Raw genomic sequence first — 22,795 nt, forward strand, 5'->3', positions numbered from 1 at the left:
GCACTCAGCACCTGCACAGTCAGCCCAACGCGCACCAGCCACAACAGTTACGAGACAACCTTTAGCAGGTGAAACCCGGTGGCCGCACGCCAAGCAGCGACTGAGTATCGAGAAGGTCCTTGGCCGTTCAGCGATCGACTTGGGATTCGTCCCCCGGTCCAAAACCGCACGACAAACACCTCCGGAGGGCCCCGTGCACCGCCGCTCCCTCTTCGGTCTCGCGGCCGGAACAGCCGTTGCCGCCACGGCCGACACCTCCCGCCGACTAGGCCGGGGCGATGTGGACCGCTTCGAGGCCGAACACGCCAGGATCGTTGCTCAGGACCAAGCGCTCGGTGGCGCTCAGAGGGTCGAGAACGACGCGGTAGAGCTTGCGATGCGTATCAAGTCGGCGCTGTCCCGGGGGGTAGCCGCTTCCATGTGGGTCCGAACTAAGCTGTACTGCCTCGCGTCGGACGTGACATGTTCTGCGGCTTTCGCCGCCATCGACGCCCAGGCCCGGACTCGCGCCCGGGGTCACCTGGACGCGGCAGTGACGTATGCGGGCCTTTCTGGAAACAGCGAGACCCAGTACCACGTGTGGAACCACCTCTCGATCGTCGCCGGTCAACGCAACGACCATGCGGAAGTGTCCGCAGCAGCCGACGCAGCCAAGAGCCAGTCCATCGCGAAAAAGGATCTGCTCTATGCCTCGCTGGCTCACTTGCGCAACGCCCGTGCCCACGCAGGCCGACAGGACCGCTCGGCGGCACTGAGGGCACTGAGGGCTGCCGAGGGATCGTTTGACCGGCACGCCTCAGTCCAGCGACCACGCTGGATCGAGTTCTTCGACGGCGCCGAGCTGGACGGGCTGACCTCGATCGTTTGGCTTCGCCTGGGGGAGCCGGATCGCGCCGAGTATCACCTGCACCGTGCCCTGGGCGCGATCCAGCCCGAACGAGTTCGAAACCGGACGTACTACATCGCGCACCTGTCTCTGTCCCAGGCCCGACAGGGCGACTTCGAGTCCGCCTGCCACACAGCCGATCAGGCGGCGGAGCTCCTGGGGTGCGTACGCGGCTCGAAGCGGACCACTGACACCCTGGCTAGCGTCCGGAAGCTCGTGGTGTCGTCAGGAACAAAGGAGCCCAGCGTGCTCGACTGGGCAGAGAGGGCGCAGGCATGGATCTGAAGTCGTACTCCCAGGGGGACGCTGCCGACATCCGGGAGATGCTCCTCGATATGCACGACGCTGTCTACGACGGTGAGGAAGACCCCTTCCACGAGCGGGAACGCTTCGCCTGGTTCGTCGATCACTGGAGCAGCAATGAATCGTGGGCCTGCGTCATCGGATTCGAGAAGGGGGCGCCCACGGGCTTCGCTTACGGCGCCGCCTTCAAGCCGGGTGGCTGGTGGAAGGGATCGGACCGACCCGCCTCCGTGGCGCCGGATGCGACGGTCTTCGCCCTGTCTGAGCTCATGGTGATGGAGAAGTGGCGGAAGACCGGCGTGTCCACGCGTCTCCATGCTGCTCTGGTCGACAGCAGGGGCGAGGACGTGGCAACGCTCCTGGTCGACGTGACCCACGCCAAGGTGCAGGCGCTCTACGAATCGTGGGGATACGAGAAGCTCGGTGAGCAAAGGCCGTTCGACGACTCACCTGTCTTCGCGATCATGGTCAAGCGGCTCGCAGTTCCAGCCTGAAGCCTCATGGCTGGGCTGCGCCTCGCCCCTCGGGGGCGGGGCGCCCGTCTCTGTCTCAGGAGACCCAGCCGAGGTCTCGGCCAACGTTCGCCATCACTCCCCGGGCTACACGATGGCCCAGTACGGGAAGCGTCGAGTCGAGGGGGCGCGGAAGCTCGCCTCCGGGACGGCTCAGCGCATTGGCCTGGGGAGGATCGGATGAACCGACGGGCGCGCTGGTCACGCCGCTGGTCATATAGGTGCCCCGCGCTCTGCGTTTTGCCTGGTCAGGGTGATGTCTGCCACGACGACGGCCGGGGCCGCCACCCCCCACAGGAGAGACCCCGGCCACCGTCGTTCACGGACTGCGCAGGCATGCCCGTACCCCTCTCTGCGCCGGGGGCGCCGGATGTGTTACGGCACGGCCTCAGAGCGCGTGCAAGTACAGATGCAAGTACAGATGCAAGTTCAGCTACTCACCGGTCTGCCATGGACGCCGGTACCTCCGAGGGCTTAGCGTGCTTTTCGCGTCGACAATTGGTCGAAGCTTGAACATTCCTTGAAGTGAGGGTGGCGTCCGGCCAGGGTCGCCACCCGGACCGTCACTGTCGGACACGACGCGAAGTAGGGCAGGGCAGCGTGCAGGGGGACGACGCGGAGCTCACCGCCGCGGTGACCGCGGCGCGGGAAGGCGACGAAGACGCCTTCCGGGCCGTGTACCGCGCCGTGCAGCCACGGCTGCTCGGCTACGTCCGGACGCTCGTACCGGACGCGGACGCGGAGGACGTCGCCTCGGAGGCGTGGTTCCAGATAGCCCGCGATCTCGACCGCTTCCACGGCGACGCGGACCGGTTCCGGGGCTGGACGGCGCGCATCGCCCGCAACCGTGCGCTCGACCACCTGCGCGCTCGCGGCCGCCGCCCGGCCGTGGGCGGTGACGAGAGTGAGCTGACCGGCATGCCGGACGGGGCGGACACCGCGGACGAGGCGCTGGAGGCCCTCGGCACCGGACGCACGCTGGCGCTCATCTCGCAGCTGCCACGGGAACAGGCGGAGGCCGTCGTCCTGCGGGTCGTCGTCGGCCTGGACGCCTCGTCCGCGGCCGAGGTGCTGGGCAAGCGGGCGGGCGCCGTACGCACCGCCGCACACCGTGGACTGCGTAAGCTGGCGGAGCTGCTCGACGGTACGCAGATGACTGAGGGGGTGGAAATAACCACCCCTGATCAGCAGGTGAACCAATCCCTACGTGTGACGGGAAGGGCGGCCCGAACGCTGAGGGAAACGTGATGGCCGACGACCGGTACGCATGGCTGGACGAGGAGGCTGCGGAGCGACTGCTGCGCGGGCGGTGCCCCGGCACACCCAGACGGGGGGCCACCGAGGACGACGCGGAGCGGGTTCCCCAGGCCGGACGGCAGGCCGGACGCACGGAGCCGGAGGAGGAGTCCGGCGCGCGGCCCGAGGACCGCGCCGCCCGCCTCGCCGCGGTCCTGGACGAGCTGGTCCCCGACTGCGTGGGGGACGGCGAGCTGCCCGGGGAGGCCGACGCCCTGGCCGCCTTCCGCGCCGCTCGCACCGGAGCCCGCGCCGAGGGACGTGGCGCGTCGGGACTCGGCGTCGGTCGACGCGCGTTGCTCCACGGCGGACGCTCCCTGCGCGCGGGCCTCGCCGTCGTGCTGGCCGGTTTCACGCTGGGCGGGGTCGCGGTGGCCGCCACCACCGGGGCCCTGCCCACCCCCTTCGACATACCCGGTCGCGAACGCCCGCTGCCCCGGGCCACCCTGCCGGGAACGCCGTCGCCCGGCGAACGTGAGACGGGTGACCGCGAGGCGGGCGACCACGAGCCGGGAGACCGCGAGGCGGGCGACCACGAGGCGGGAGACCGCGAGGCGAGCGGCCGTGAGGCGAGTGGCCGCGAGGTGAGTGGCCGTGAGGGGGGCGGCTCGGAGGGCGGCGACCGCGACAGCCCCCACCGTGCCCCCGATGTCGCCGCCCTCGGTGGCTCCGCCACGGGCGACCGCACTGGAGCGCGCGGGGGCGGCGCGGGAGCCCGCGGGGACGGCGGCGGGTCGGACGGGGCCGGACTGGGCGACGGTCGCGGGAGCCTGGGCGACGGACGCTGGAACCCCGGCGCCCGGGGCCTCACCGCCGGTGGTCGCGATGACTCCGGTCGGCCCAGTGCGGGCGAGCGGCCGTCCGCGCTGCCCGGCGTCACCCCGCCACGCCGGGATGAGCGGCAGACCGTGGAGCAGCTGTGCCGCGCCCTGGACCGTCAGACCCTCGGCCGCGGCGACCGCGCACGCCTGCAACGTCTCGCTGGCGCGCCCCCGGTCAGCCTCACCGCCTACTGCGCCACCCATAGCGCCCCCACCCTGCCCCCCGGCCAAGGCGACACCCCGCGCAGCGGCGGCGGTGACGGTCGGGGGAGCGGTGACGGTCTGGAAGGCGGTGACGGCACCGAAGGCGGCGACGGTGGTGAGAACGGTGGCGGTCTGCCCAGCGTGCCCAGGGCCGGCCTTCCGGATGCCCCGACGCCCACGCGGACCCCTGGCGTCCCGTCCGCCCCCGCCGCCACACCCCCTTCCACCCCGTCTGACCTGCGGTCGAACACTCCGCAGCGCCAGGAGTAACGTTTTTCGACAGCGTGACGCTGTAGAGAGTGAGCCGACTGGTCATCGGCGAGCGCGCTACCCGAGGTTCCCCCCGTACCGACGGGTCCGCGCATTGGCGCGGGCGGGATAAGTTCCCCCGATCCCGCCCGCGCCCTCTCCTTTTCCCGAGGACAAGCGGCTCCGCTGCCCCGTTCCGCCGGTCGCCTTTCCGTCCCGGCTCCCTCCGCGCGCCCACCCGCGCGAGCCCCGGCATGCCGCTCCACGTCGTGCGGTGGAGCGCCGGGCGCCCCCACCGCGCCAGCCCGCCCCGCCGTCACGCCCCACACCCCGGCGGGTCTTCGTCCGCCAGCCTCCTTCCCCGCCTGCCGCCCCTCCCGCCCCGCACCAACACCTGGTGAACTCCACCCCCCTTTCTGGTGAACTCGCCGCCCACGCGGCCGCGTTGGCCAAGATGCGGGGCGCTGTTAACCGCCTGTTGCCCTCGCGTTGGGCCGGGCAGCGGAATCGCTTCCTAGCGTCAGCGACGTGCCATCGCTCACCAACCGCGAGGCCGCCGAACGCCCGCTGCGCGTCGCGGTCCTCGCCGACTCCGACACCCGGTGGAAGTGGGGCGCGCTCACCGCGCAGCGCCTGCTCGACCCCTCAGGGGCCGCCGTCATCGACGGCATGCTGCTGCGCGGGCGGGCCACGCCCACCGAGCGCCAGCTGCACGACACCGGCGTGCGCGGCGCGCAGGCCCGTGAGGTGACGGCGTCCGGCTTCCTCGCGGCGGCCGGTGCGTCGGACGCCCGCGACGCCTACGACATCGTGCTGCTCTCCTGCGTCGGCGGCACGGTGCAGGCGATGTTGCACGGCCTGGCGCACCGCTGGCAGGGCAGCGCGCGGCGTCCGGTGGTCGTCACCGGCTACGTCGGCGTCGTCTACGAGAAGCTCGCCGACGGGCTGCTGCTGCGGCACGGAGCGGACATGGTGCTGGCGAACTCCGCCTACGACGCCGACCGCTTCCAGGCGGTGTACGCGGGCGTCGGCGCCGGGGCGGACAGCGTCGTCGAATGCGCCCTGCCGTTCCTGGGCGGCGCGCCGTATACCCCCTCCGACGCGCGTCCCTACACCGTCACCTTCGCGGTGCAGCCCTCCGTGCCGGAGCTGCGCAAGGACCGGCTGTACCTGCTGAACCGGGCGGCCGGGCACGCGGCGCGGCACCCGGAGCGCGAGGTGCTGATCAAACTGCGCAGCAAGCCCGGTGAGCACACCACGCACGTCGAGGAGCTGCCCTACCAGCGGCTCGCGCAGCGGCTGCCCGGCGGCCTGCCGGACAACTGCCGCCTGGTCTACGGCCACATGGGCGAGGTGCTGGACCGCACCGATCTGCTGGTCACCGTCAGCTCGACGGCGGCGCTGGAATCGCTGCACCGTCGCATCCCCACCGCCGTCCTGACCGACCTGGGCATCCGTGAGGCACTGGGCAACCACCACTTCCTCGGCTCCGGCTGCCTCACCTCCTGGGACCGGCTGGACGCCGGCGAGGTACCCGAGCCCGACCCGGTGTGGACGGCCCGGCAGGGCGTGGCCGCCGACGGGCCGTACGAGGCCGCCTTCGACACCGCCCGCAAGCGGCTCGCGGAACTGCTGTACGCCGATCTCGGGCCCGTCACGCCGTACTACACGGCCAGCACCGCGGGGGGCTACCTGCCCGGCATCCTCGCCCGGCACGGCCTGGCGCCCGACGGCTCTCCCGATCCGTCAGCCACCGACGCCCCCGGTGGCGGCGTGGGCGGCGCGGCCCGCCGCGTCGTACGCCGCGCGGCGCGGGGGGCGTACCGGCAAGGCGTGCAGCGCGTGGCCCCCGTGATCCGGCGCATGGGGCAGCTGTGACGCGCCCCCAGCCCGCGCCTACCGCGTCCCCGCCCGCCGAGTCCGCGCCCGCCGCGCGCCCCGCCGCATCCGCGCCCGCGCCCAGCGGGACGGCGCCCGCCGCGCGAGCCGCCGCGCCCGCGTCACGCCAGAGCCAAGGAGCCACCGTGCCACCCACCGTCCTCGCCGTGATCCCCGCCCGGGGCGGCTCCAAGGGCGTGCCCGCCAAGAACCTCGCGCCGGTCGGCGGCGTGCCGCTGGTGGCCCGCGCGGTGCGCGCCTGCCTGGCCGCCGAACACGTCACGCACGTCGCCGTCTCCACCGATGACGCCGCGATCGCCGCCGCCGCCCGCGAGGCCGGGGCGCTGGCGATCGAGCGTCCCGCCCAGATCGCGGGCGACACCGCGACCAGCGAGGCGGCCGTGCTGCACGCGATGGACGTCTTCGAGGCGCAGCAGGGCGGCACCGTGGACATGGTGCTGCTCGTGCAGTGCACTAGCCCGTTCGTCACCCACGCGGATGTCGCCGGGGTCACCGCCGCCGTGCTGCACGAGGGCGCCGACAGCGCGCTGACCGTCGCGCCCTTCCACGGCTTCGTCTGGCGGGAGGACGCCTCCGGCGCTCCCGACCGCCCCGGCGCCCCCGCCCGCACCGGCGGCACCGGCGTCAACCACGACCAGGCGTACCGGCCGCGCCGCCAGGACCGGCCGCAGGACTTCCTGGAGACCGGAGCCGCCTACGCCATGCGCGCCGACGGCTTCCGCGCCGCCGGGCACCGCTTCTTCGGCCGCACCGACCTGGTGCGCACCGACCCGGCCCGGGTGCTGGAGGTCGATGATCCGCACGACCTCGCCCGTGCCCGCGCGCTGGCCCCGCTGCTCGACACCGCGACGGGCGCCCTGCCCACCCGTGAGGACGTGGACGCGGTGGTACTGGACTTCGACGGCACCCAGACCGACGACCGGGTGTACGTCGACTCCGACGGGCGCGAGAGCGTCGCCGTGCACCGCGGCGACGGGCTCGGCATCGCCGCGCTGCGCCGCGCGGGGCTGCCGGTGCTGATCCTGTCCACGGAGATCAATACGGTCGTCGCCGCCCGGGCCCGGAAGCTGCGGCTGCCGGTGCTGCACGGCATCGACCGCAAGGACCTCGCACTCAAGCAGTGGTGCGAGACGGAGGGCGTGGCGCCCGAGCGCGTCCTCTACGTCGGCAACGACGTGAACGACCTGCCCTGCTTCGGCCTCGTCGGCTGGCCGGTCGCCGTGGGCGACGCGCACGGCGTCGTACGCGGCGCCGCGCGGGCCGTCACCACCACTCCCGGGGGCGCCGGAGCGGTCCGGGAGATCGCCGGATGGCTTCTCGGCCCCTCCCTGTCCACCGCCGGGTCCACCGCCGGGTCCACAGCCGGCTGAGGCCGCGCGCCCCGCAGGCCCGATTCCACGACGCCCCGCACCCGATCAACGAGAAGGAAACCTCCCATGACCCCCTCTGCCGCCCATCCCCGCCTCCGCACCCTCGGCGCCAAGACCGCGGGCCCCGGCCAGCCGGTCTACGTCACCGGTGAGATCGGCATCAACCACAACGGTGAGCTGGAGAACGCCTTCGCGCTGATCGATGCCGCCGCCGACGCTGGTTGTGACGCCGTCAAGTTCCAAAAGCGCACCCCGGAGATCTGCACCCCGCGCGACCAGTGGGACATCGAGCGCGACACCCCCTGGGGCCGCATGACCTACATCGACTACCGCCACCGCGTGGAGTTCGGCGAGGACGAGTACCGCCAGATCGACGCGTACTGCCGGGAGAAGGGGATCGCCTGGTTCGCCTCCCCGTGGGACACCGAGGCCGTCGCCTTCCTGGAGAAGTTCGACGTCCCGGCCCACAAGGTGGCCTCCGCCTCGCTGACCGACGACGAGCTGCTGCGCGCGCTGCGCGCCACCGGCCGCACCGTCATCCTCTCCACCGGCATGTCCACGCCGAAGCAGATCCGGCACGCGGTGGAGGTGCTGGGCAGCGAGAACATCCTGCTCTGCCACGCCACGTCCACCTACCCGGCCAAGGCCGAGGAGCTCAACCTGCGGATGATCCACACCCTGCAGGCCGAGTACCCCAACGTGCCGATCGGCTACTCCGGCCACGAGACCGGCCTGCAGACCACTCTGGCCGCCGTCGCGCTGGGCGCCGCCTTCGTCGAGCGCCACATCACCCTGGACCGCGCCATGTGGGGCTCGGACCAGGCGGCCTCCGTCGAGCCGGGCGGCCTGGCCCGCCTGGTGCGCGACATCCGCACCATCGAGTCCTCCCTGGGGGACGGTGTGAAGAAGGTCTACGACAGCGAGCTGGCGCCGATGAAGAAGCTGCGTCGGGTCAAGGGGCTCGTCGCTGAGGCACAGGAGGCTGAGGCACAGGAGGCTGAGGCGCAGGAGGCTGAGGCGCAGGAGGCTGAGGCACGGGAGGCTGAGGCGGCGGGGTCGCAGGCCGGTGCCGCCGACGTGCCCGAGCACGCGGCGGTCTGATCCACGATGACCGGCCGCCGAGCCGACGCCCCCGCTCCCGCCCCCGCGTCCGTGCGTCCCGCCGCACGCCGGACCGCCGGGGCTGGGGCCGGGGGTGCCCTCGCCTTCGTGGAGAGCCCGGTCCAGCTGCTCAACGTGCTGGAGTGGGCGCACCTGCACGCCGTGGACGCCGCGCCCGGCGGGCTCACCGTCGTCGTCCTGCCGCCGCACGACCCGATGACACGCGGTCAGCTGCGGCGCATGGCCCAGCTCGCCCGGGGCGAGGGGCACACGGTGGTGTGGTCCCAGGCGCGGGGCGGGGTGAGCGCGCCGCTGAAGACCGTCACCGCGCTGGCCCGGCCGCTGCGTGCCGCCAGCCGCCTGGTCATCGGCGACCCGTTCTCCCGCTACGTGCAACTGCTGCTGGCCCTCGCCGGGGACGCCGCCGATGTGACCGTCGTAGACGACGGCACCGCGACGATGGAGTTCACCGCGCAGCTCACGGGCGGGGCGAAACGCTTCACCCGCTGGCACCGCAACGGCGCGGGCGGGGTGCGGGCGCTGCTGTTCGTCCCCGTCTCCACCCGGGCCAGGCGACGCCTCACCCCGGCCGCCGCGCGGCACGTGGAGCTGTTCAGCTCCATGCCGGTGAAACCACCCGAGCACGTCACCGTCACCGCGAACACCTTCGCCTGGACGCGGGACCGGTTCGGCCCGCCGAGGCTGAGAGCGGGCACGGACCTCGTGGGCACCTCGCTCGCCGAGACCGGCGTGGTGGACCTCGACCGCTACGTGGCGGCCGTGGGTGAGCTGACCCGCGCGCACGGCGCGGTGCGCTACTTCGCGCACCGGCGCGAACGCACCGAGAAGCTACACCGGATCGCGGTGGAGACGGGTCTGGAGATCGTCCGCCCGGACCTGCCACTGGAAGTGGTCGCCCGGCGCGGCCCCACCGCGCGCACGATCCTGTCGTTCCCCTCCACCGTCGTGCACACCCTGCCGCTGGCGCTCGCCGGGACGGGCGCGCGGGTCGCCGTGTGCGACGTGGACCCGGCCTGGCTCACCGACCACGCCTCACCCCGGGCGCAGGGCTTCCTCTCCGGCGTCACCAGCACCGCGCGCGGCGCACACCGCCTGCCCCAGGGGAAACCAGCATAACGGTCACACGCCTCACAGGTCCCGGAAACGGAATGACGCGAACCAGTGGGCATACCCATCACAGTATGGACGTATGCACGGGCTGAGCCGCACATTCTTCCCCTGTGTGGCTTAACTTTCCGTGATCACTAGCCAGTTAGGTGCTCCGTGGGCATACGCTCGGTTGGGTGAACCAACTGCTGTCACCCAAGTCCACCAGGGGGACTGCCACGCCGCCGCCCCTGGACGGAACCCTGCCCGACGCACTACGGCGCGAACTCGTCGCGTTCCGCCGCGACGTGCACATGCACCCCGAGCTGGGTCACCAGGAGTTCCGTACCACCGCCGCGATCAAGGCGCGCCTGGAAGAAGCCGGGCTGCGTCCCCGCGTCCTCGACAGCGGCACCGGGCTGATCTGCGACGTCCACCCCCGCGATGCCGACGAACGCGACCGCGACCGCCCCATGCTCGCCTTCCGCGCCGACATCGACGCGCTGCCCATCCCGGACACCAAGACGGTGCCCTACCGCTCCACCGTGCCCGACCGCGCCCACGCCTGCGGCCACGACGTGCACACCACCGTCGTGCTCGGCGCCGGGCTCGTCCTCGCCGACCTCGCCCGCACCGGCCGCCTGCCGCACTCCGTCCGGCTGATCTTCCAGCCCGCTGAGGAGATGCTGCCCGGTGGCGCCACCGACGCCATCGACAGCGGCGCGCTGGAAGGCGTCGGCCGGGTCATCGCCGTCCACTGTGACCCGCGCGTGGACGCCGGACGCATCGGCCTGCGCCCCGGGCCCATCACCTCCGCCTGCGACCGGCTAGAGGTCACGCTCGCCGGGCCCGGCGGCCACACCGCCCGCCCGCACCTGACGACCGACCTGGTCACCGCCGCCTCCCGCGTCGTCACCGACGTCCCGGCCCTCCTCGCCCGCCGGGTGGACACCCGCGCCGGGCTCGCCGTCACCTGGGGCCGCATCGTCTCCGGCCACGCGCCCAACGTCATCCCGCAGCGCGCCGAGCTCTCCGGCACGGTGCGCTGCCTGGACCTGCCCGCCTGGCGTGCCGCCCCCGACGTCGTCCACGCCGTCGTGGACGAGGTGGCGACGCTGCACCAGGCCAAGTCGGAGATCAACTACATCCGCGGCGTGCCGCCGGTCGTCAACGAGACGACGACCACGGAACTCCTGCGCACCGCGATGTCCGCCCGGCACGGCGCCCACACGGTGGAGACCACCGAGCAGTCCCTCGGCGGGGAGGACTTCTCCTGGTACCTCGAACACGTCCCCGGCGCGATGGCCCGCCTCGGCGTGCGCACCCCCGGCGATCCCGTCCCGCGCGACCTCCACCAGGGCGACTTCGACGCCGACGAGCAGGCCATCACCGTAGGCGTCGAACTCTTCACCGCCGCCGCGCTCCTGGAAGCCTCCCGCCGGGGCGCGACACGCTGAGATCGCGCGCCAGCGGGGCGGCGCCCGCCTGCCGGCCGGAGCGAAACCGCTCCGGCCGGATGCGCCGCCCTCGCGGGCGCGGTCCGGCCACTCGGGCCGTCGGGGAGGTGCGGCGGTTCGTGCGGGCCGCGCCGCCCGCGCGGGGGCCGTGGGGCAAGCGGGGGCCGTCAGGGAAAGGGCACTACTCGAAGACGCGGCACGTGCCAGACTGACGGCATGACGGCTGACGCACTGCACCTGACCGCCGCGATTACCCACGAGGGAGAGTGGTACGTAGCGCGCTGCCTCCAGGTGGAGGTGACCTCGCAGGGAGAGACCATCGAGGAGTCTCTCGCGAACCTGCGGGAGGCGCTGGAGCTCTACTTCGAGGATGCTCCCGCTCCTGACGTCACCGACGTCATGACCGCCCCGGTCGAGGTACGGCGCGTCGCGTGAGCCCGGCCGTTCCCACAGATCTGTCCGGTGCCGCTGTCGCGAAGGCGCTGGAGCGTGGCGGGTTCACGCATATCTCCACTCGCGGCAGCCACGCCAAGTACCGCAGCGGGAGCCGGACCGTCATCGTTCCCCTGCACCGCAGACTTGCGCCCGGCACCCTGCGCTCCATCCTCCGTCAGGCCGACTGGACCGCCCAGGAACTCGCCGAGCACCTGACGTAGCACTGAGCGCCGCCGGGCGGCCTTGCGCCTCCGGGCGGTGTCCCGCGCGGCCTGCTCCAGTGCCTCCCCAGCTGCCCGGGTGCCCGAAAGCACCTCGTCGATCGGCGCCCGGCGAGGGCGTCCGCACCGAATAGATAACGGACGTCTCACAGGGCTTTACGTGAAATCTACGCGCGTTACTCTGAGCCGGAGAGCCAGCGCCGGAAGAGGCGCTCCCTGAGAGTCAAAGGAGACCTCCTCTTGCGTCAGGTCACCAAGCTTGCCGCCGCGGTCACGGCCACCGCGGCTCTCGCGCTCACCACCGCCGCGTGTGGCGGCACTTCCACCAGCTCCTCCGGCGACAAGGGCGCGGCTATCGCGTACGACGTCGGCGGGCGGGGCGACCAGTCCTTCAACGACGCCGCCTACGCGGGCCTGAAGAAGGCCGAGGAGGAGTTCGGCTGGAAGGGCCAGGACGTCGAGCCCTCCGACGGCGAGTCGGACGCGGACAAGATCAGCCGCCTGAACGAGCTGGCCCGCCAGGGCCACAACCCCGTCATCGGCGTCGGCTTCGCCTACGCGCACGCGGTCGAGGAGGCCGCGAAGAAGAACCCGGACGTCACTTTCGGGCTCATCGACGACGAGACGGTCAAGGGCGACAACATCGTCAACATGGTCTTCAGCGAGGAGCAGGGCTCCTACCTGGCCGGTGTCGCCGCGGCCAAGGCCACCGAGACGAACGTCATCGGCTTCGTCGGCGGTGTCGAGGTGCCGCTGATCAAGAAGTTCGAGGCCGGTTTCGCGCAGGGCGCGAAGGACACCAACCCGGACATCGAGATCAAGCGCCAGTACCTCACCCAGCCGCCGGACATGAACGGCTTCTCCAAGCCGGACCTGGGCAAGGAGGCCGCGCGGGGCCAGCTGGACCAGAAGGCCGACGTGATCTACCACGCCGCCGGGCTGGCCGGTCAGGGTGTGATCGAGGCCGTCGCCGATCGCGGCGAGTGGGTCATCGGCGTCGACTCCGACCAGTACCAGCAGAAGACGCTGGCGCAGTACAAGGAGCAGATCCTCACCTCGATGACCAAGGACGTGCCGGACGCGGTCTACGACCTGATCAAGTCCGTCGAGGACGGTGAACCGCAGAGCGGCGTCATCCGCAACAACCTGGAGGACGACGGCGTCGCACTGTCCGACTCCAACCCCGCCTACCAGGAGATGACCGAGGTCACCGAGGCCGTCGCGCAGGCCAGGGAGGACATCATCTCCGGCAAGATCGAGGTCAAGACGACCCCGTGACGCCCGGCTGCCCGCAGCCGTGGTGACTTCGCAGTCCGGTCCGGTCCGGTCCGGTCCGGTTCCGGTGGACGGCACCCCTCCCGCCCACCGGTCGGGCCGGACCAGCACGGCAAGCCCCACGCTAGGGCCGCCCCGGCAGGTGCCGCCCGCCGGTCCCGGCCGGGGCGTGGGCGTCGTCTCGCCTGACGGCTCTACGCGCGTAGCCATTCATGGTGCCGCTACGTCGCGGTAGCGTCATCCCCTTCCGCCGGTCAGCCCCTCCCGCCGCACCGGCTGTCCGGCCGCACCGGCCCCTCCACCCATCCTTACGAGCCCGCTCCTTAGCCCCGAGGAGAGTGCGCCATCAACGCCTCCAGCAGTCCGCCCGCCGTCGAGCTGGCCGGCATCACCAAACGCTTTCCCGGCGTCGTCGCCAACCACGACATCCACCTGTCCGTCCGCAAGGGCACGGTGCACGCGATCGTGGGCGAGAACGGCGCGGGCAAATCGACCCTGATGAAGATCCTCTACGGCATGCAGAAGCCGGACGAGGGCACCATCACCGTCGATGGCGAGCAGGTCACCCTGAGCAGCCCGGCCGACGCGATCGCGCGCGGTATCGGCATGGTGCACCAGCACTTCATGCTCGCCGACAACCTCACGGTGCTGGAGAACACCGTGCTGGGCAGCGAAGACCTCTACGGCATCGGAGCCAGGGCCCGCCGCCGGATCAAGGAGATCTCCGACGCCTACGGGCTCGGGGTACGCCCCGATGTCCTGGTGGAAGACCTCGGCGTGGCCGACCGGCAGCGGGTGGAGATCCTCAAGGTGCTCTACCGGGGCGCCCGCACCCTGATCCTGGACGAGCCGACGGCCGTGCTCGTGCCGCAGGAGGTGGACGCGCTCTTCGCTAACCTGCGCGAGCTGAAGGCCGAGGGGCTGACCGTCATCTTCATCTCGCACAAGCTCGGCGAGGTGCTGTCGGTGGCCGACGACATCACCGTCATCCGGCGCGGCACCACCGTGGCCTCCGTGGACCCCGGTGACGTCACCACCAAGCAGCTGGCCGAGCTGATGGTCGGCAGCGAGCTGCCCTCGCCGGAGACCCGCGAGTCCACCGTCACCACCACCGCGATGCTGACGGTGGAAGGGCTCACGCTGCGCACGCACGACGCCGAGCACGGAGACCGCACCGTGCTGGACGGCGTCAGCTTCACCATCCACGAGGGCGAGGTGCTGGGCCTGGCCGGGGTGGAGGGCAACGGCCAGACCGAGCTGATCGACGCGCTCATCGGCACCCGGCACGCGGACGCGGGCACCGTGACCCTGGGCGGGGAGAACATCACCCGCTGGGTCACCCGCAGGCGGCGCGAGGGCGGCGTCGGCTACATCCCCGAGGACCGGCACCGTCACGGCCTGCTGCTGGACGCCCCGCTGTGGGAGAACCGCGTCCTCGGCCACGTCACCGAAAAGCCCAACAGCAACGGGTTCTGGCTCAACCCCAAAGCCGCCCGGAGTGACACCGAGCGCATCGTGGCCGAGTACGACGTGCGCACGCCCGGTATCGAGGTCACCGCCGGTTCGCTCTCCGGCGGCAACCAGCAGAAGCTGATCGTCGGCCGGGAGATGAGCCACGCCCCCCGGTTCCTGATCGCCGCCCACCCCACCCGGGGCGTGGACGTCGGCGCGCAGGCGCAGATCTGGGACCAGATACGCGAGGCCCGCCGCGAGGGCCTGGCCGTGCTGCTGATCTCCGCCGACCTGGACGAGCTGATCGGCCTGTCGGACACGCTGCGCGTGATGTACCGGGGCCGCCTCGTCGCCGACGCCGACCCCGCCACGATCACCCCGGAGGAGCTGGGCACCGCCATGACCGGCGCCGCGTCCGGACACCTGGAACACGAGGACGGCCCGCACCGCGCCGCCTCCCCGGACACGCCGGATGAGCGGCCCGCCGCCGGTTCCCACGACGGGGGAGAGGACCGATGAAGAAGTTCGACAAGGAGCGGCTGATCCTCGCGCTGGGCGGCCCCGTCCTCGCGCTCGGCGTCGCGATCCTGCTCACCTCGGCCGTGCTGCTGCTGTCCGGGCGCAACCCGGTCGAGCCGTACGTGCTGATGATCGAGTACGCGGCCAACGCCGACATCCAGGTGCTCATCCTCAACCAGGCGACGACGTACTACATCGCGGCGCTCGCGGTGGCCGTGGGCTTCCGGATGAACCTGTTCAACATCGGTGTGGACGGCCAGTACCGGCTGGCCGCCATGATCGCGGCCGTCGCCGGGGTCACGTTCACCCTGCCCCCGGTGCTGCACGTGCTGTTCATCATGGTCGTCGCCATGCTGGTGGGCGCCTTCTGGGCGGGCATCGCTGGCCTGCTGAAGACCACGCGCGGGGTGAGCGAGGTCGTCTCGACGATCATGCTCAACGCGATCGCGACGAGCATCATCGCCTACCTGGTGCTGCCCGGACAGTTCGGCGAGCAGCACGGCAACAACCTCACCACCGGCGAGATCGCCGAGTCCGGCTGGTTCCCGGGCATCGACGCCGGGGCTGGGGGCACCGTCTACGGCTTCATCGTCGTCGCCGCGCTGCTCGGCATCCTCTACTGGGTGGTCCTGAACCGCACCCGTTTCGGCTTCGACCTGCGCGCCACCGGCGCCAGCCCGAGCGCCGCGGCGGCCAGCGGCGTCGATGCCAAGCGCATGGTCTTCACCTCCATGGTGATCTCCGGAGGCGTCGCCGGGCTGGCCGGGATGCCGGTCCTGCTCGGTGACTCGCACACCTACAGCCTCGTCTTCCCGGCGGGCGTCGGCTTCACCGGCATCACCATCGCCCTGCTGGGCCGCAACCACCCCCTCGGCATCGCCCTGGGCGCGCTGCTGATCGCCTTCCTCGACAAGGCGTCGGCCACGCTCGACTTCAACGGGTACGAGAAGGAGATCGCGACGATCATGCAGGGGCTGATCGTCATCGCCGTCGTCGTCAGTTACGAGGCGGTGCGCCGGTACGGGCTGCGCCGCCAGCAGCAGCGGGTCGGCGAGGAGCTGGCCGCCCAGGCCGCCGGCGGTTCCGGCGCCGCACACCAGAACCTCAGCAAGGGGGCCTCGGCATGAGCACCGCCGTCATCACCAAGTCGGCGCCCGCGCCGCGCAAGCCCGCCGGGAAGCGCAAGCTCTCGCTCGCCCAGTGGATGCTGGTCATCGCCGCTGGTCTCGCCCTGTTCTCGCTGGTGCGCCTGATCACCGACGCCCACGGCATCACCTCCACCGGGCAGGTCTCGGCCGCGCTGCGGCTGGCGGTACCGATCGGCATGGCCGGGCTCGGCGGCCTGTGGGCCGAGCGGGCCGGAGTGATCAACATCGGTCTGGAGGGCATGCTCATCCTCGGCACCTGGTTCGGGGCCTGGGCGGGCGTGCAGTGGGGGCCGTGGACGGGCGTGATCTTCGGCATCGTGGGCGGCATGATCGGCGGGCTGATCCACGCCATCGCCACCGTCTCCTTCGGCGTCAACCACATCGTCTCCGGTGTGGCCGTCAACATCCTCGCCGTCGGCGCGACGCGCTACCTCTCCAGCTTCACCTTCGCCGAGATGGAGGGCGGCACCGTCAAGCAGTCCCCGCCGATCGAGGACATCCAGTCGATCACGGTGCCGGGGCTGTCGGAGTGGATGAAGACCCTCAACGACAAGCACTGGTTCTTCGTCTCCGACCTGGCCGGATTCGTCGGCGGCGCGGTGACCAACCTGTCGCTGCTGGTGGTGATCGCCCTCGCCCTGATCCCGCTGAGCTGGTGGGTGCTGTGGCGGACCAGCTTCGGCCTGCGGCTGCGCTCCTGCGGGGAGAACCCGACCGCGGCTGAGTCGCTGGGCGTCAACGTCTACAAGTACAAGTACCTGGCCGTGATCATCTCCGGTGGCTTCGCCGGGTTCGGCGGGTTCTTCCTCGCCGAGGTGTCGAACATCTACCAGGAGGGCCAGACCGGTGGCCGGGGTTACATCGGCCTCGCCGCGATGATCTTCGGTAACTGGATGCCCGGCGGGCTGGCGATGGGCGCGGGCCTGTTCGGCTACGCCGACAGCCTCAACCTGCGCGGCGGCGGCGCCAACGTGCACGCCCTGCTGCTGTTCCTGGCCATCCTGCTCGCGCTGGCCGTGGCCTGGGAGCTGTATCGCCGCAAGTACCTCACCGCGCTGGTCGCCGGCGTCACCGGGCTCGGCCTGTTCGCCTACTACCTGGCCGTGGACGAGGTGCCCAGCCAGTTCGTGTCCGCCGCCCCCTACGTGGCGACGCTGCTGGTGCTGGCGCTGTCCGCCCAGCGCCTGCGGCCGCCCAAGTCCATCGGCCGGTCCTACCGCAAGGGCGAGGGCAAGTGAGCGACACTGCGGCGGTGGACTGGAACACGCTGCGGGAACAGGCCCGGGCCGCGATGGCCCGGGCCTACGCCCCCTACTCCGGCTTCCCCGTCGGCGCCGCCGCCCGGGTCGAGGACGGCCGCACGGTCACCGGCTGCAACGTGGAGAACGCCTCCTACGGCCTCGCCCTGTGCGCCGAGTGCGGGCTCGTCTCCGCGCTCGTCGCCACCGGCGGCGGCCGCCTGACCCACTTCACCTGCTGCGACCGCGACGGCGCGCCGCTGATGCCCTGCGGGCGCTGCCGCCAGTTGCTGTGGGAGCACGGCGGGCCGACGCTGGCGGTGGACACCGCCTTGGGGGTCCGTCCGCTGTCCGAGCTGCTGCCGGACGCCTTCGGCCCCGCGGACCTCGACCGTTAGACCCAGCGGCCGTCACGCCGGTTGCCGTCTCCTGGCAGGGGCGGCAACCGCCCGCACCCCGGCCCGGCCGCTCTCCGCGCCGCGAGCGCACCCGTCACCTTCGCCGCCCGTCACCGTTCACCGTGAATCGTGAGGAACCCCGCATGGACGTCATCTCCGTCATCCGTACCAAGCGTGACGGGGGCCCACTGAGCCCCGAGCAGATCGACTGGGTCATCGACGCCTACACCCGTGGCACGGTCGCCGACGAGCAGATGTCGGCGCTGGCCATGGCCATCCTGCTCAACGGCATGGACCGGGCGGAGATCGCCCGCTGGACGGCGGCGATGATCGCCAGCGGCGAGCGCATGGACTTCTCGTCCCTGCCGCGCCCCACCGCCGACAAGCACTCCACCGGCGGCGTCGGCGACAAGATCACCCTGCCGCTCGCCCCGCTGGTCGCCGCCTGCGGGGCCGCCGTCCCGCAGCTGTCCGGACGCGGCCTGGGCCACACCGGCGGCACGCTGGACAAGCTGGAGTCGATTCCCGGCTGGCGGGCGCTGCTGTCCAACACCGAGATGCTGGACGTGCTGCGCGACGTCGGCGCCGTCATCTGCGCGGCCGGTGACGGCCTGGCGCCCGCCGACAAGAAGCTGTACGCGCTGCGCGACGTCACCGGCACCGTGGAGGCGATTCCGCTGATCGCCAGCTCCATCATGTCCAAGAAGATCGCCGAGGGCACCGGCTCGCTGGTGCTGGACGTGAAGGCCGGATCTGGCGCGTTCATGAAGAACACCGAGGACGCCGCCGAACTGGCCCGCACCATGGTGGGCCTGGGCACCGACCACGGCGTGCGGACCGTCGCCCTGCTCACCGACATGTCCACCCCGCTCGGGCTGACCGCGGGCAACGCGCTGGAGGTCCGCGAGTCGGTGGAGGTGCTGGCCGGGGGCGGTCCGGCCGACGTCGTCGAACTCACCCTCGCGCTCGCCCGCGAGATGCTGGACGCCGCCGGGCTGCCCGACGCCGACCCGGCCCAGGCGCTCGCCGACGGCTCCGCCATGGACCACTGGCGCCGCATGATCAGCGCCCAGGGCGGCGACCCGGACGCCGCGCTGCCCGTCGCCCGTGAGCAGCACGTCATCCCCGCGCCCGCCAGCGGCGTCCTCACCCGGCTCGACGCCTACGCCGTCGGCGTCGCCGCCTGGCGCCTGGGTGCCGGACGCGCGCGCAAGGAGGACGCGGTGCAGGCGGGCGCCGGTGTCGAACTCCACGCCAAGCCGGGCGACGAGGTGCGCGAGGGCGCGCCGCTGCTGACCCTCCACACCGACACCCCGGAGGCGTTCGACTACGCCCTCACCGCCCTGGCCGACGCCGTCGAGGTCGGCGCCAGCCACACCCCGGCCCCGATCGTCCTGGACCGCATCGCCTGACGCGGGCGGCGCGGACCGTGTGTGCTGAGCCCGCGACGGACGCGTTCCTGGTGGAGGAACGCGCCCGTCGCGGGCAGGTGCTTCCCGCCGACCCCCTGATGGGGGTCCGCGTCGCCACCGTCAGCGTCGCTGTCCGCTGTCGCCGGGGGCCGGTCGGACGCCGCCGGTTACGCCGCTGCCAGCCGGCGTTCGGTGAGCGCGCGACGGGTGGCGTACAGGGTGATGCCGCCCGCGCCGCACAGCGCGGCCAGGGCCAGCGTCACCGTCGCGGGCCAGCCGCCCGCGTGGTAGGCCAGCGCGCCGAGCGTGCCGCCCAGCGAGCTGCCCGCGTAGTAGGCCATCTGGTACAGCGCGGACGCCTGCGCGCGCCCGTGGGTGACGGTACGGCTCACCGCGGCGGAAGCGGTGGCGTGCCCGGCGAAGAAGCCCGCGGTGACCAGCACCAGCCCGGCGAGCACCGTGACCAGGTCGGCGGCCAGGGTCAGCAGCAGCCCGGCCGCCGTCGCACCGATCGCCAGGTACAGCGCGCCGCGCCGCCCGAGGCGTCCCACCAGGCGTCCGGCGGCGGCGGAGGAGAAGGTGCCCACCAGGTAGATGACGAACACCGAGCCCACCAGGCCCTGGGACAGCCCGAACGGCTCGGCCACCAGGCGGAAGCCGATCACCGTGTAGACGGCGCCGAAGACGGCCATGAACAGCAGGCCAATCGCGTACAGGCGGCACAGCAGCGGGTCGGCGAGGTGAGCGCGGACGGTCCGGACCAGCGTGCGCGGGTCCAGCGGTGCCGGGGTGAAGCCGTGTGCCTTCGGCAGCAGCAGCCGGAACGCCGCCGCGCACAGCAGTGCCAGCGCGCCGACCGCGAGCAGCGCGCCGCGCCAGCCGTAGCCCTCCGCGACCCAGCCGGTGAGGATGCGCCCGCTCATGCCGCCGACGCTGTTACCCGCGACGAACAGGCCGATCGCGCCGACCAGCGCGCCGCGCGGCAGCTCCTCGGACAGGTACGCCGTCGCCGACGCCGGGATGCCCGCGATCGCCGCGCCCTGCACCGCGCGCAGCGCCACCAGCCAGCCGAGGTCCGGGGCGAGGGGCTGGAGCAGGCCGACACCCACCGCGACCGCGACGGAGACCGTCATCACCTGGCGGCGCCCGAACCGTTCCGAGAGCATGCTGAGCGGCAGCACGCACACCGCCAGGCCGATCGTGGCGGCGGAGATCGTCCAGCTCGCCGAGTCCGGAGTCACCGCGAAGTCGGCGGACAGCGCGGGCAGCAGGGCCTGGGTGGAGAACAGCAGCGCGAACGTCGCGAGCCCGAGCGCGAACAGGGCCACGTTCACGCGGCGGCGGACGGCGGCGCCGGAAGGGGAGGGAGTGGAGGGGGTGGTGGGGAACGACGGCTGAGAGGCACCCGAGCTGGCGGGTGCCCCGGTATCGAGCGAAGGCATGCCCCGAACGTACGGGCGCGCGTGTTCATGCGTCCAATGCGTAAAACTGGGAACATTGATGCGTCAGCGCATCAGCCGAGCTGAGGGGCGTCCGTGTCACCACCAGGCAACGAAAAAGACAGACAGGTAACAGCGATCACATCGCGCACGTCTCCGGCCGTCCCGGGCAGGGCGGACATCGACGCCGAGTCGTGGGCGGCGTTGCTGACCCCGCGTCTGGCGCAGTTCACCGCCGTCGCCCGGCACGAGCATGTGACGCGTGCGGCACGGGAGTTGGCCGTGCCGCAGTCCACCCTCAGCCGGGCCATGGTGCGGCTGGAGGACGATCTGGGCATCGCCCTGTTCGCTCGTCGCGGCCGCTCCGTCGCGCTCACCCCAGCGGGCCGCACCTTCCTCGCGTCCGTCGAGAAGGCGCTCGGCTCCGTCGAGCAGGCCGCCGAAGCCGTGCGCGCGGACGCCGACCCGGCCACCGGCAAGGTCGCCTTCGGATTCCTGCACACCCTGGGCTCCGAAACGGTGCCCGCGCTCATCCGCTCCTTCCGCGCCGACCACCCCCGGGTGCGGTTCTCGCTGGTCCAGAACTACGGCGAGGCCATGCTCGACCGGCTGCGCGCCGGGACGCTCGACCTGTGCCTCACCTCGCCCGTCCCCGACGCGCCCGACCTGGCCGCCCGCCGCCTGGACGAGCAGCGGCTGCGCCTGGTGGTCCCCGACGATCACCGGCTCGCCCGCCGCAAACGGGTCCGGCTCGCCGAGGCCGCCGACGAGCAGTTCATCACCCTCGAACCCGGTTACGGTATGCGCCGGATCTTCGACACCCTGTGCGCCGACGCCGGGTTCGCGCCGCGCATCGCGTTCGAGGGTGAGGAGGCGGAGACGCTGCGCGGCCTGGTCGCGGCCGGGCTCGGCGTCGCCCTGCTGCCGCCGCCGACCGTCTCCCGCCCCGGCGTCGTCGAGCTCACCGTCACCGCGCCGCGGGCGGTGCGCGAGATCGGTGTCGCCTGGCTGGACGGGCAGCCGGATACCCAGCCGGTGGCCGCGTTCAAGAAGTTCCTGCTGTCCCGGCGCGGCCAGCTCCTGGCCTGAGCCCCCGCAGGCTTTCGGCCTGAGCGCGCACCGGTTGCTGGCCTGAGTCCGCGTCGGCTCCTAACCTGAGCGCGCACCGGCCGCTGGCCTGAGTCCGCGTCGCCTTCTGGTCTGGGCGGGAGCCGTCTGCCATCGTGGCGCCGTGACGCAGCAAGCGCTCCCCGCCCGCACCGCTCGCCTCGGCCGCCCGCTGGGCCTGACCAACCGGGTGGAGGCCGTCCTCCTGGTCCTCCCCGGTGGCGTCCCCGCCTCGACGCGGCGCCCCTCACCGCTGGCCGCTTCCGCCGCGCAGGCCCTCGCCCGGCACGCGGTGGGCGCCGCCGCGCGAGTGGACGCCGCGCTCACCGCGCACGTGCTGCGTCCCCGCTACCGAGGCTGGAACGGCGACGCCGCGCACCTCGCCGCCGACGCGGCCTGGGCGCTGGCGGAGATAGACCGCCGTTACGGCGACGTCCCGGTCTGTCTCGCGGGCAGCGGAACCGGCGCCCGCGCCGCCCTGCGCACCGCCGGGCACCGCCTGGTGGCCGCCGTCGCCGCGCTGGCCACCTGGGCCCCTGACGGTGACAGCGAATCCGTGGACCACCTCGCCGACCGCCAGGTGCTGTTCGTCCACGGCACCGACGACGAGGTGTGCGCCCCGGGAGCGTCGTACCGGCTCGCCGAGCGGGCGCGGGAGGTGTCGCCCACGGTGTGCCGCTTCGAGGTCCACACCGAGCGCCACACCCTGCGCCGCTACCGCACCGAGGTCGCCGCCCTTACCGCTGACTTCGCCCTCGGCGCGCTGTGCGCCCGGGACTTCTCCCGCGCCCTGGCCGACGCCTTCGCCGCACCCCCGCCCCTGGGCCTGCGCATGCCCCTGGCCGCCGGTTTCGGCACGTCGCGCTGACCCCGGCCCGCCGGGGGCGTCCACGGGGTGGGGTGGCGAAGACCTGTGGATTATCTACGCGCGTAGGACTAGAGTGCC

General features: G+C 72.5%; 20 protein-coding genes. 19 read left to right on the forward strand and 1 reads right to left on the reverse strand.

Going from position 1 to position 22,795, the window contains the following annotated elements:
* The first annotated feature begins 280 nt into the window (after positions 1–280).
* From JJV70_RS19955 to JJV70_RS20030, 17 genes are all read left to right on the forward strand, one after another.
* Positions 281–1,171 carry a hypothetical protein gene (locus JJV70_RS19955; RefSeq protein WP_308294914.1) on the forward strand — a complete coding sequence of 297 codons (891 nt, stop codon included), beginning with the start codon at positions 281–283 and terminating at the stop codon, positions 1,169–1,171.
* Positions 1,162–1,683 carry a GNAT family N-acetyltransferase gene (locus JJV70_RS19960; RefSeq protein ID WP_219049409.1) on the forward strand — a complete coding sequence of 174 codons (522 nt, stop codon included), beginning with the start codon at positions 1,162–1,164 and terminating at the stop codon, positions 1,681–1,683. The genes JJV70_RS19955 and JJV70_RS19960 overlap by 10 nt, the downstream gene beginning before the upstream one ends.
* 618 nt (positions 1,684–2,301) lie before the next feature.
* Entirely contained in the window at positions 2,302–2,949 is a 648-nt protein-coding gene (locus JJV70_RS19965; RefSeq protein ID WP_219049410.1) for an RNA polymerase sigma factor, read from the forward strand.
* Positions 2,949–4,292: a hypothetical protein gene (locus JJV70_RS19970; protein ID WP_219049411.1), complete on the forward strand. Its 1,344-nt coding sequence runs from the start codon at positions 2,949–2,951 to the stop codon at positions 4,290–4,292. Before JJV70_RS19965 ends, JJV70_RS19970 begins: the two co-directional genes overlap by 1 nt.
* Positions 4,293–4,799: 507 nt before the next feature.
* Entirely contained in the window at positions 4,800–6,149 is a 1,350-nt protein-coding gene (locus JJV70_RS19975; protein WP_308294915.1) for a DUF6716 putative glycosyltransferase, read from the forward strand.
* 146 nt (positions 6,150–6,295) lie between these two features.
* Positions 6,296–7,540 carry an acylneuraminate cytidylyltransferase gene (locus tag JJV70_RS19980; protein WP_219049412.1) on the forward strand — a complete coding sequence of 415 codons (1,245 nt, stop codon included), beginning with the start codon at positions 6,296–6,298 and terminating at the stop codon, positions 7,538–7,540.
* Between the two features lie 66 nt (positions 7,541–7,606).
* Positions 7,607–8,641: an N-acetylneuraminate synthase family protein gene (locus tag JJV70_RS19985; protein WP_219049413.1), complete on the forward strand. Its 1,035-nt coding sequence runs from the start codon at positions 7,607–7,609 to the stop codon at positions 8,639–8,641.
* Positions 8,642–8,647: 6 nt separating this feature from the next.
* Positions 8,648–9,778 carry a hypothetical protein gene (locus JJV70_RS19990; protein ID WP_374227317.1) on the forward strand — a complete coding sequence of 377 codons (1,131 nt, stop codon included), beginning with the start codon at positions 8,648–8,650 and terminating at the stop codon, positions 9,776–9,778.
* Between the two features lie 167 nt (positions 9,779–9,945).
* Complete coding sequence (locus JJV70_RS19995; protein WP_374227318.1) at positions 9,946–11,205, forward strand: amidohydrolase; 1,260 nt, start codon at positions 9,946–9,948, stop codon at positions 11,203–11,205.
* A gap of 216 nt (positions 11,206–11,421) precedes the next feature.
* Positions 11,422–11,640, forward strand: a complete 219-nt coding sequence (locus tag JJV70_RS20000) for a type II toxin-antitoxin system HicB family antitoxin (RefSeq protein WP_219049414.1) — start codon at positions 11,422–11,424, stop codon at positions 11,638–11,640.
* Entirely contained in the window at positions 11,637–11,861 is a 225-nt protein-coding gene (locus tag JJV70_RS20005; protein WP_219049415.1) for a type II toxin-antitoxin system HicA family toxin, read from the forward strand. The genes JJV70_RS20000 and JJV70_RS20005 overlap by 4 nt, the downstream gene beginning before the upstream one ends.
* Positions 11,862–12,101: 240 nt before the next feature.
* Positions 12,102–13,139: a BMP family protein gene (locus JJV70_RS20010; RefSeq protein WP_219049416.1), complete on the forward strand. Its 1,038-nt coding sequence runs from the start codon at positions 12,102–12,104 to the stop codon at positions 13,137–13,139.
* A gap of 342 nt (positions 13,140–13,481) precedes the next feature.
* On the forward strand, positions 13,482–15,107 hold the full coding sequence (locus tag JJV70_RS20015; RefSeq protein WP_219049437.1) for an ABC transporter ATP-binding protein: 1,626 nt from the start codon (positions 13,482–13,484) through the stop codon (positions 15,105–15,107).
* On the forward strand, positions 15,104–16,234 hold the full coding sequence (locus JJV70_RS20020; protein WP_219049417.1) for an ABC transporter permease: 1,131 nt from the start codon (positions 15,104–15,106) through the stop codon (positions 16,232–16,234). The genes JJV70_RS20015 and JJV70_RS20020 overlap by 4 nt, the downstream gene beginning before the upstream one ends.
* Entirely contained in the window at positions 16,231–17,493 is a 1,263-nt protein-coding gene (locus JJV70_RS22970; RefSeq protein ID WP_257574261.1) for an ABC transporter permease, read from the forward strand. The genes JJV70_RS20020 and JJV70_RS22970 overlap by 4 nt, the downstream gene beginning before the upstream one ends.
* Positions 17,490–17,891 carry a cytidine deaminase gene (locus JJV70_RS22975; RefSeq protein WP_308294916.1) on the forward strand — a complete coding sequence of 134 codons (402 nt, stop codon included), beginning with the start codon at positions 17,490–17,492 and terminating at the stop codon, positions 17,889–17,891. The genes JJV70_RS22970 and JJV70_RS22975 overlap by 4 nt, the downstream gene beginning before the upstream one ends.
* A 143-nt stretch (positions 17,892–18,034) precedes the next feature.
* On the forward strand, positions 18,035–19,303 hold the full coding sequence (locus tag JJV70_RS20030) for a thymidine phosphorylase (protein WP_219049418.1): 1,269 nt from the start codon (positions 18,035–18,037) through the stop codon (positions 19,301–19,303).
* Positions 19,304–19,470: 167 nt separating this feature from the next.
* Here JJV70_RS20030 and JJV70_RS20035 read toward each other — a convergent pair whose 3' ends face one another.
* On the reverse strand, positions 19,471–20,745 hold the full coding sequence (locus tag JJV70_RS20035; protein ID WP_219049419.1) for an MFS transporter: 1,275 nt from the start codon (positions 20,743–20,745) through the stop codon (positions 19,471–19,473).
* A gap of 177 nt (positions 20,746–20,922) precedes the next feature.
* On the opposite strand from JJV70_RS20035, the gene JJV70_RS20040 reads away from it, so the two are divergent.
* Both JJV70_RS20040 and JJV70_RS20045 read left to right on the forward strand, forming a co-directional pair.
* Positions 20,923–21,831, forward strand: coding sequence for a LysR substrate-binding domain-containing protein (locus tag JJV70_RS20040; protein ID WP_308294921.1), 909 nt, complete (start codon positions 20,923–20,925; stop codon positions 21,829–21,831).
* A 142-nt stretch (positions 21,832–21,973) separates the two neighbouring features.
* Positions 21,974–22,717, forward strand: a complete 744-nt coding sequence (locus tag JJV70_RS20045) for an alpha/beta hydrolase (RefSeq protein ID WP_219049420.1) — start codon at positions 21,974–21,976, stop codon at positions 22,715–22,717.
* Positions 22,718–22,795 lie beyond the last annotated feature (78 nt).

Origin of the sequence: Streptomyces sp. JJ66 (assembly GCF_019303495.1) — a bacterium.
Lineage (GTDB): Bacteria > Actinomycetota > Actinomycetes > Streptomycetales > Streptomycetaceae > Streptomyces.

What these genes read in the sequence shown, in the direction of transcription:
- JJV70_RS19970 (WP_219049411.1), top strand. Translation starts at nt 2,949, where the DNA reads ATGGCCGACGACCGGTACGCATGGCTGGACGAGGAGGCTGCGGAGCGA.
- JJV70_RS20035 (WP_219049419.1), bottom strand. Translation starts at nt 20,745, where the DNA reads ATGCCTTCGCTCGATACCGGGGCACCCGCCAGCTCGGGTGCCTCTCAG.
- JJV70_RS19985 (WP_219049413.1), top strand. Translation starts at nt 7,607, where the DNA reads ATGACCCCCTCTGCCGCCCATCCCCGCCTCCGCACCCTCGGCGCCAAG.
- JJV70_RS19990 (WP_374227317.1), top strand. Translation starts at nt 8,648, where the DNA reads ATGACCGGCCGCCGAGCCGACGCCCCCGCTCCCGCCCCCGCGTCCGTG.
- JJV70_RS20030 (WP_219049418.1), top strand. Translation starts at nt 18,035, where the DNA reads ATGGACGTCATCTCCGTCATCCGTACCAAGCGTGACGGGGGCCCACTG.
- JJV70_RS19960 (WP_219049409.1), top strand. Translation starts at nt 1,162, where the DNA reads ATGGATCTGAAGTCGTACTCCCAGGGGGACGCTGCCGACATCCGGGAG.
- JJV70_RS20000 (WP_219049414.1), top strand. Translation starts at nt 11,422, where the DNA reads ATGACGGCTGACGCACTGCACCTGACCGCCGCGATTACCCACGAGGGA.
- JJV70_RS20020 (WP_219049417.1), top strand. Translation starts at nt 15,104, where the DNA reads ATGAAGAAGTTCGACAAGGAGCGGCTGATCCTCGCGCTGGGCGGCCCC.
- JJV70_RS22970 (WP_257574261.1), top strand. Translation starts at nt 16,231, where the DNA reads ATGAGCACCGCCGTCATCACCAAGTCGGCGCCCGCGCCGCGCAAGCCC.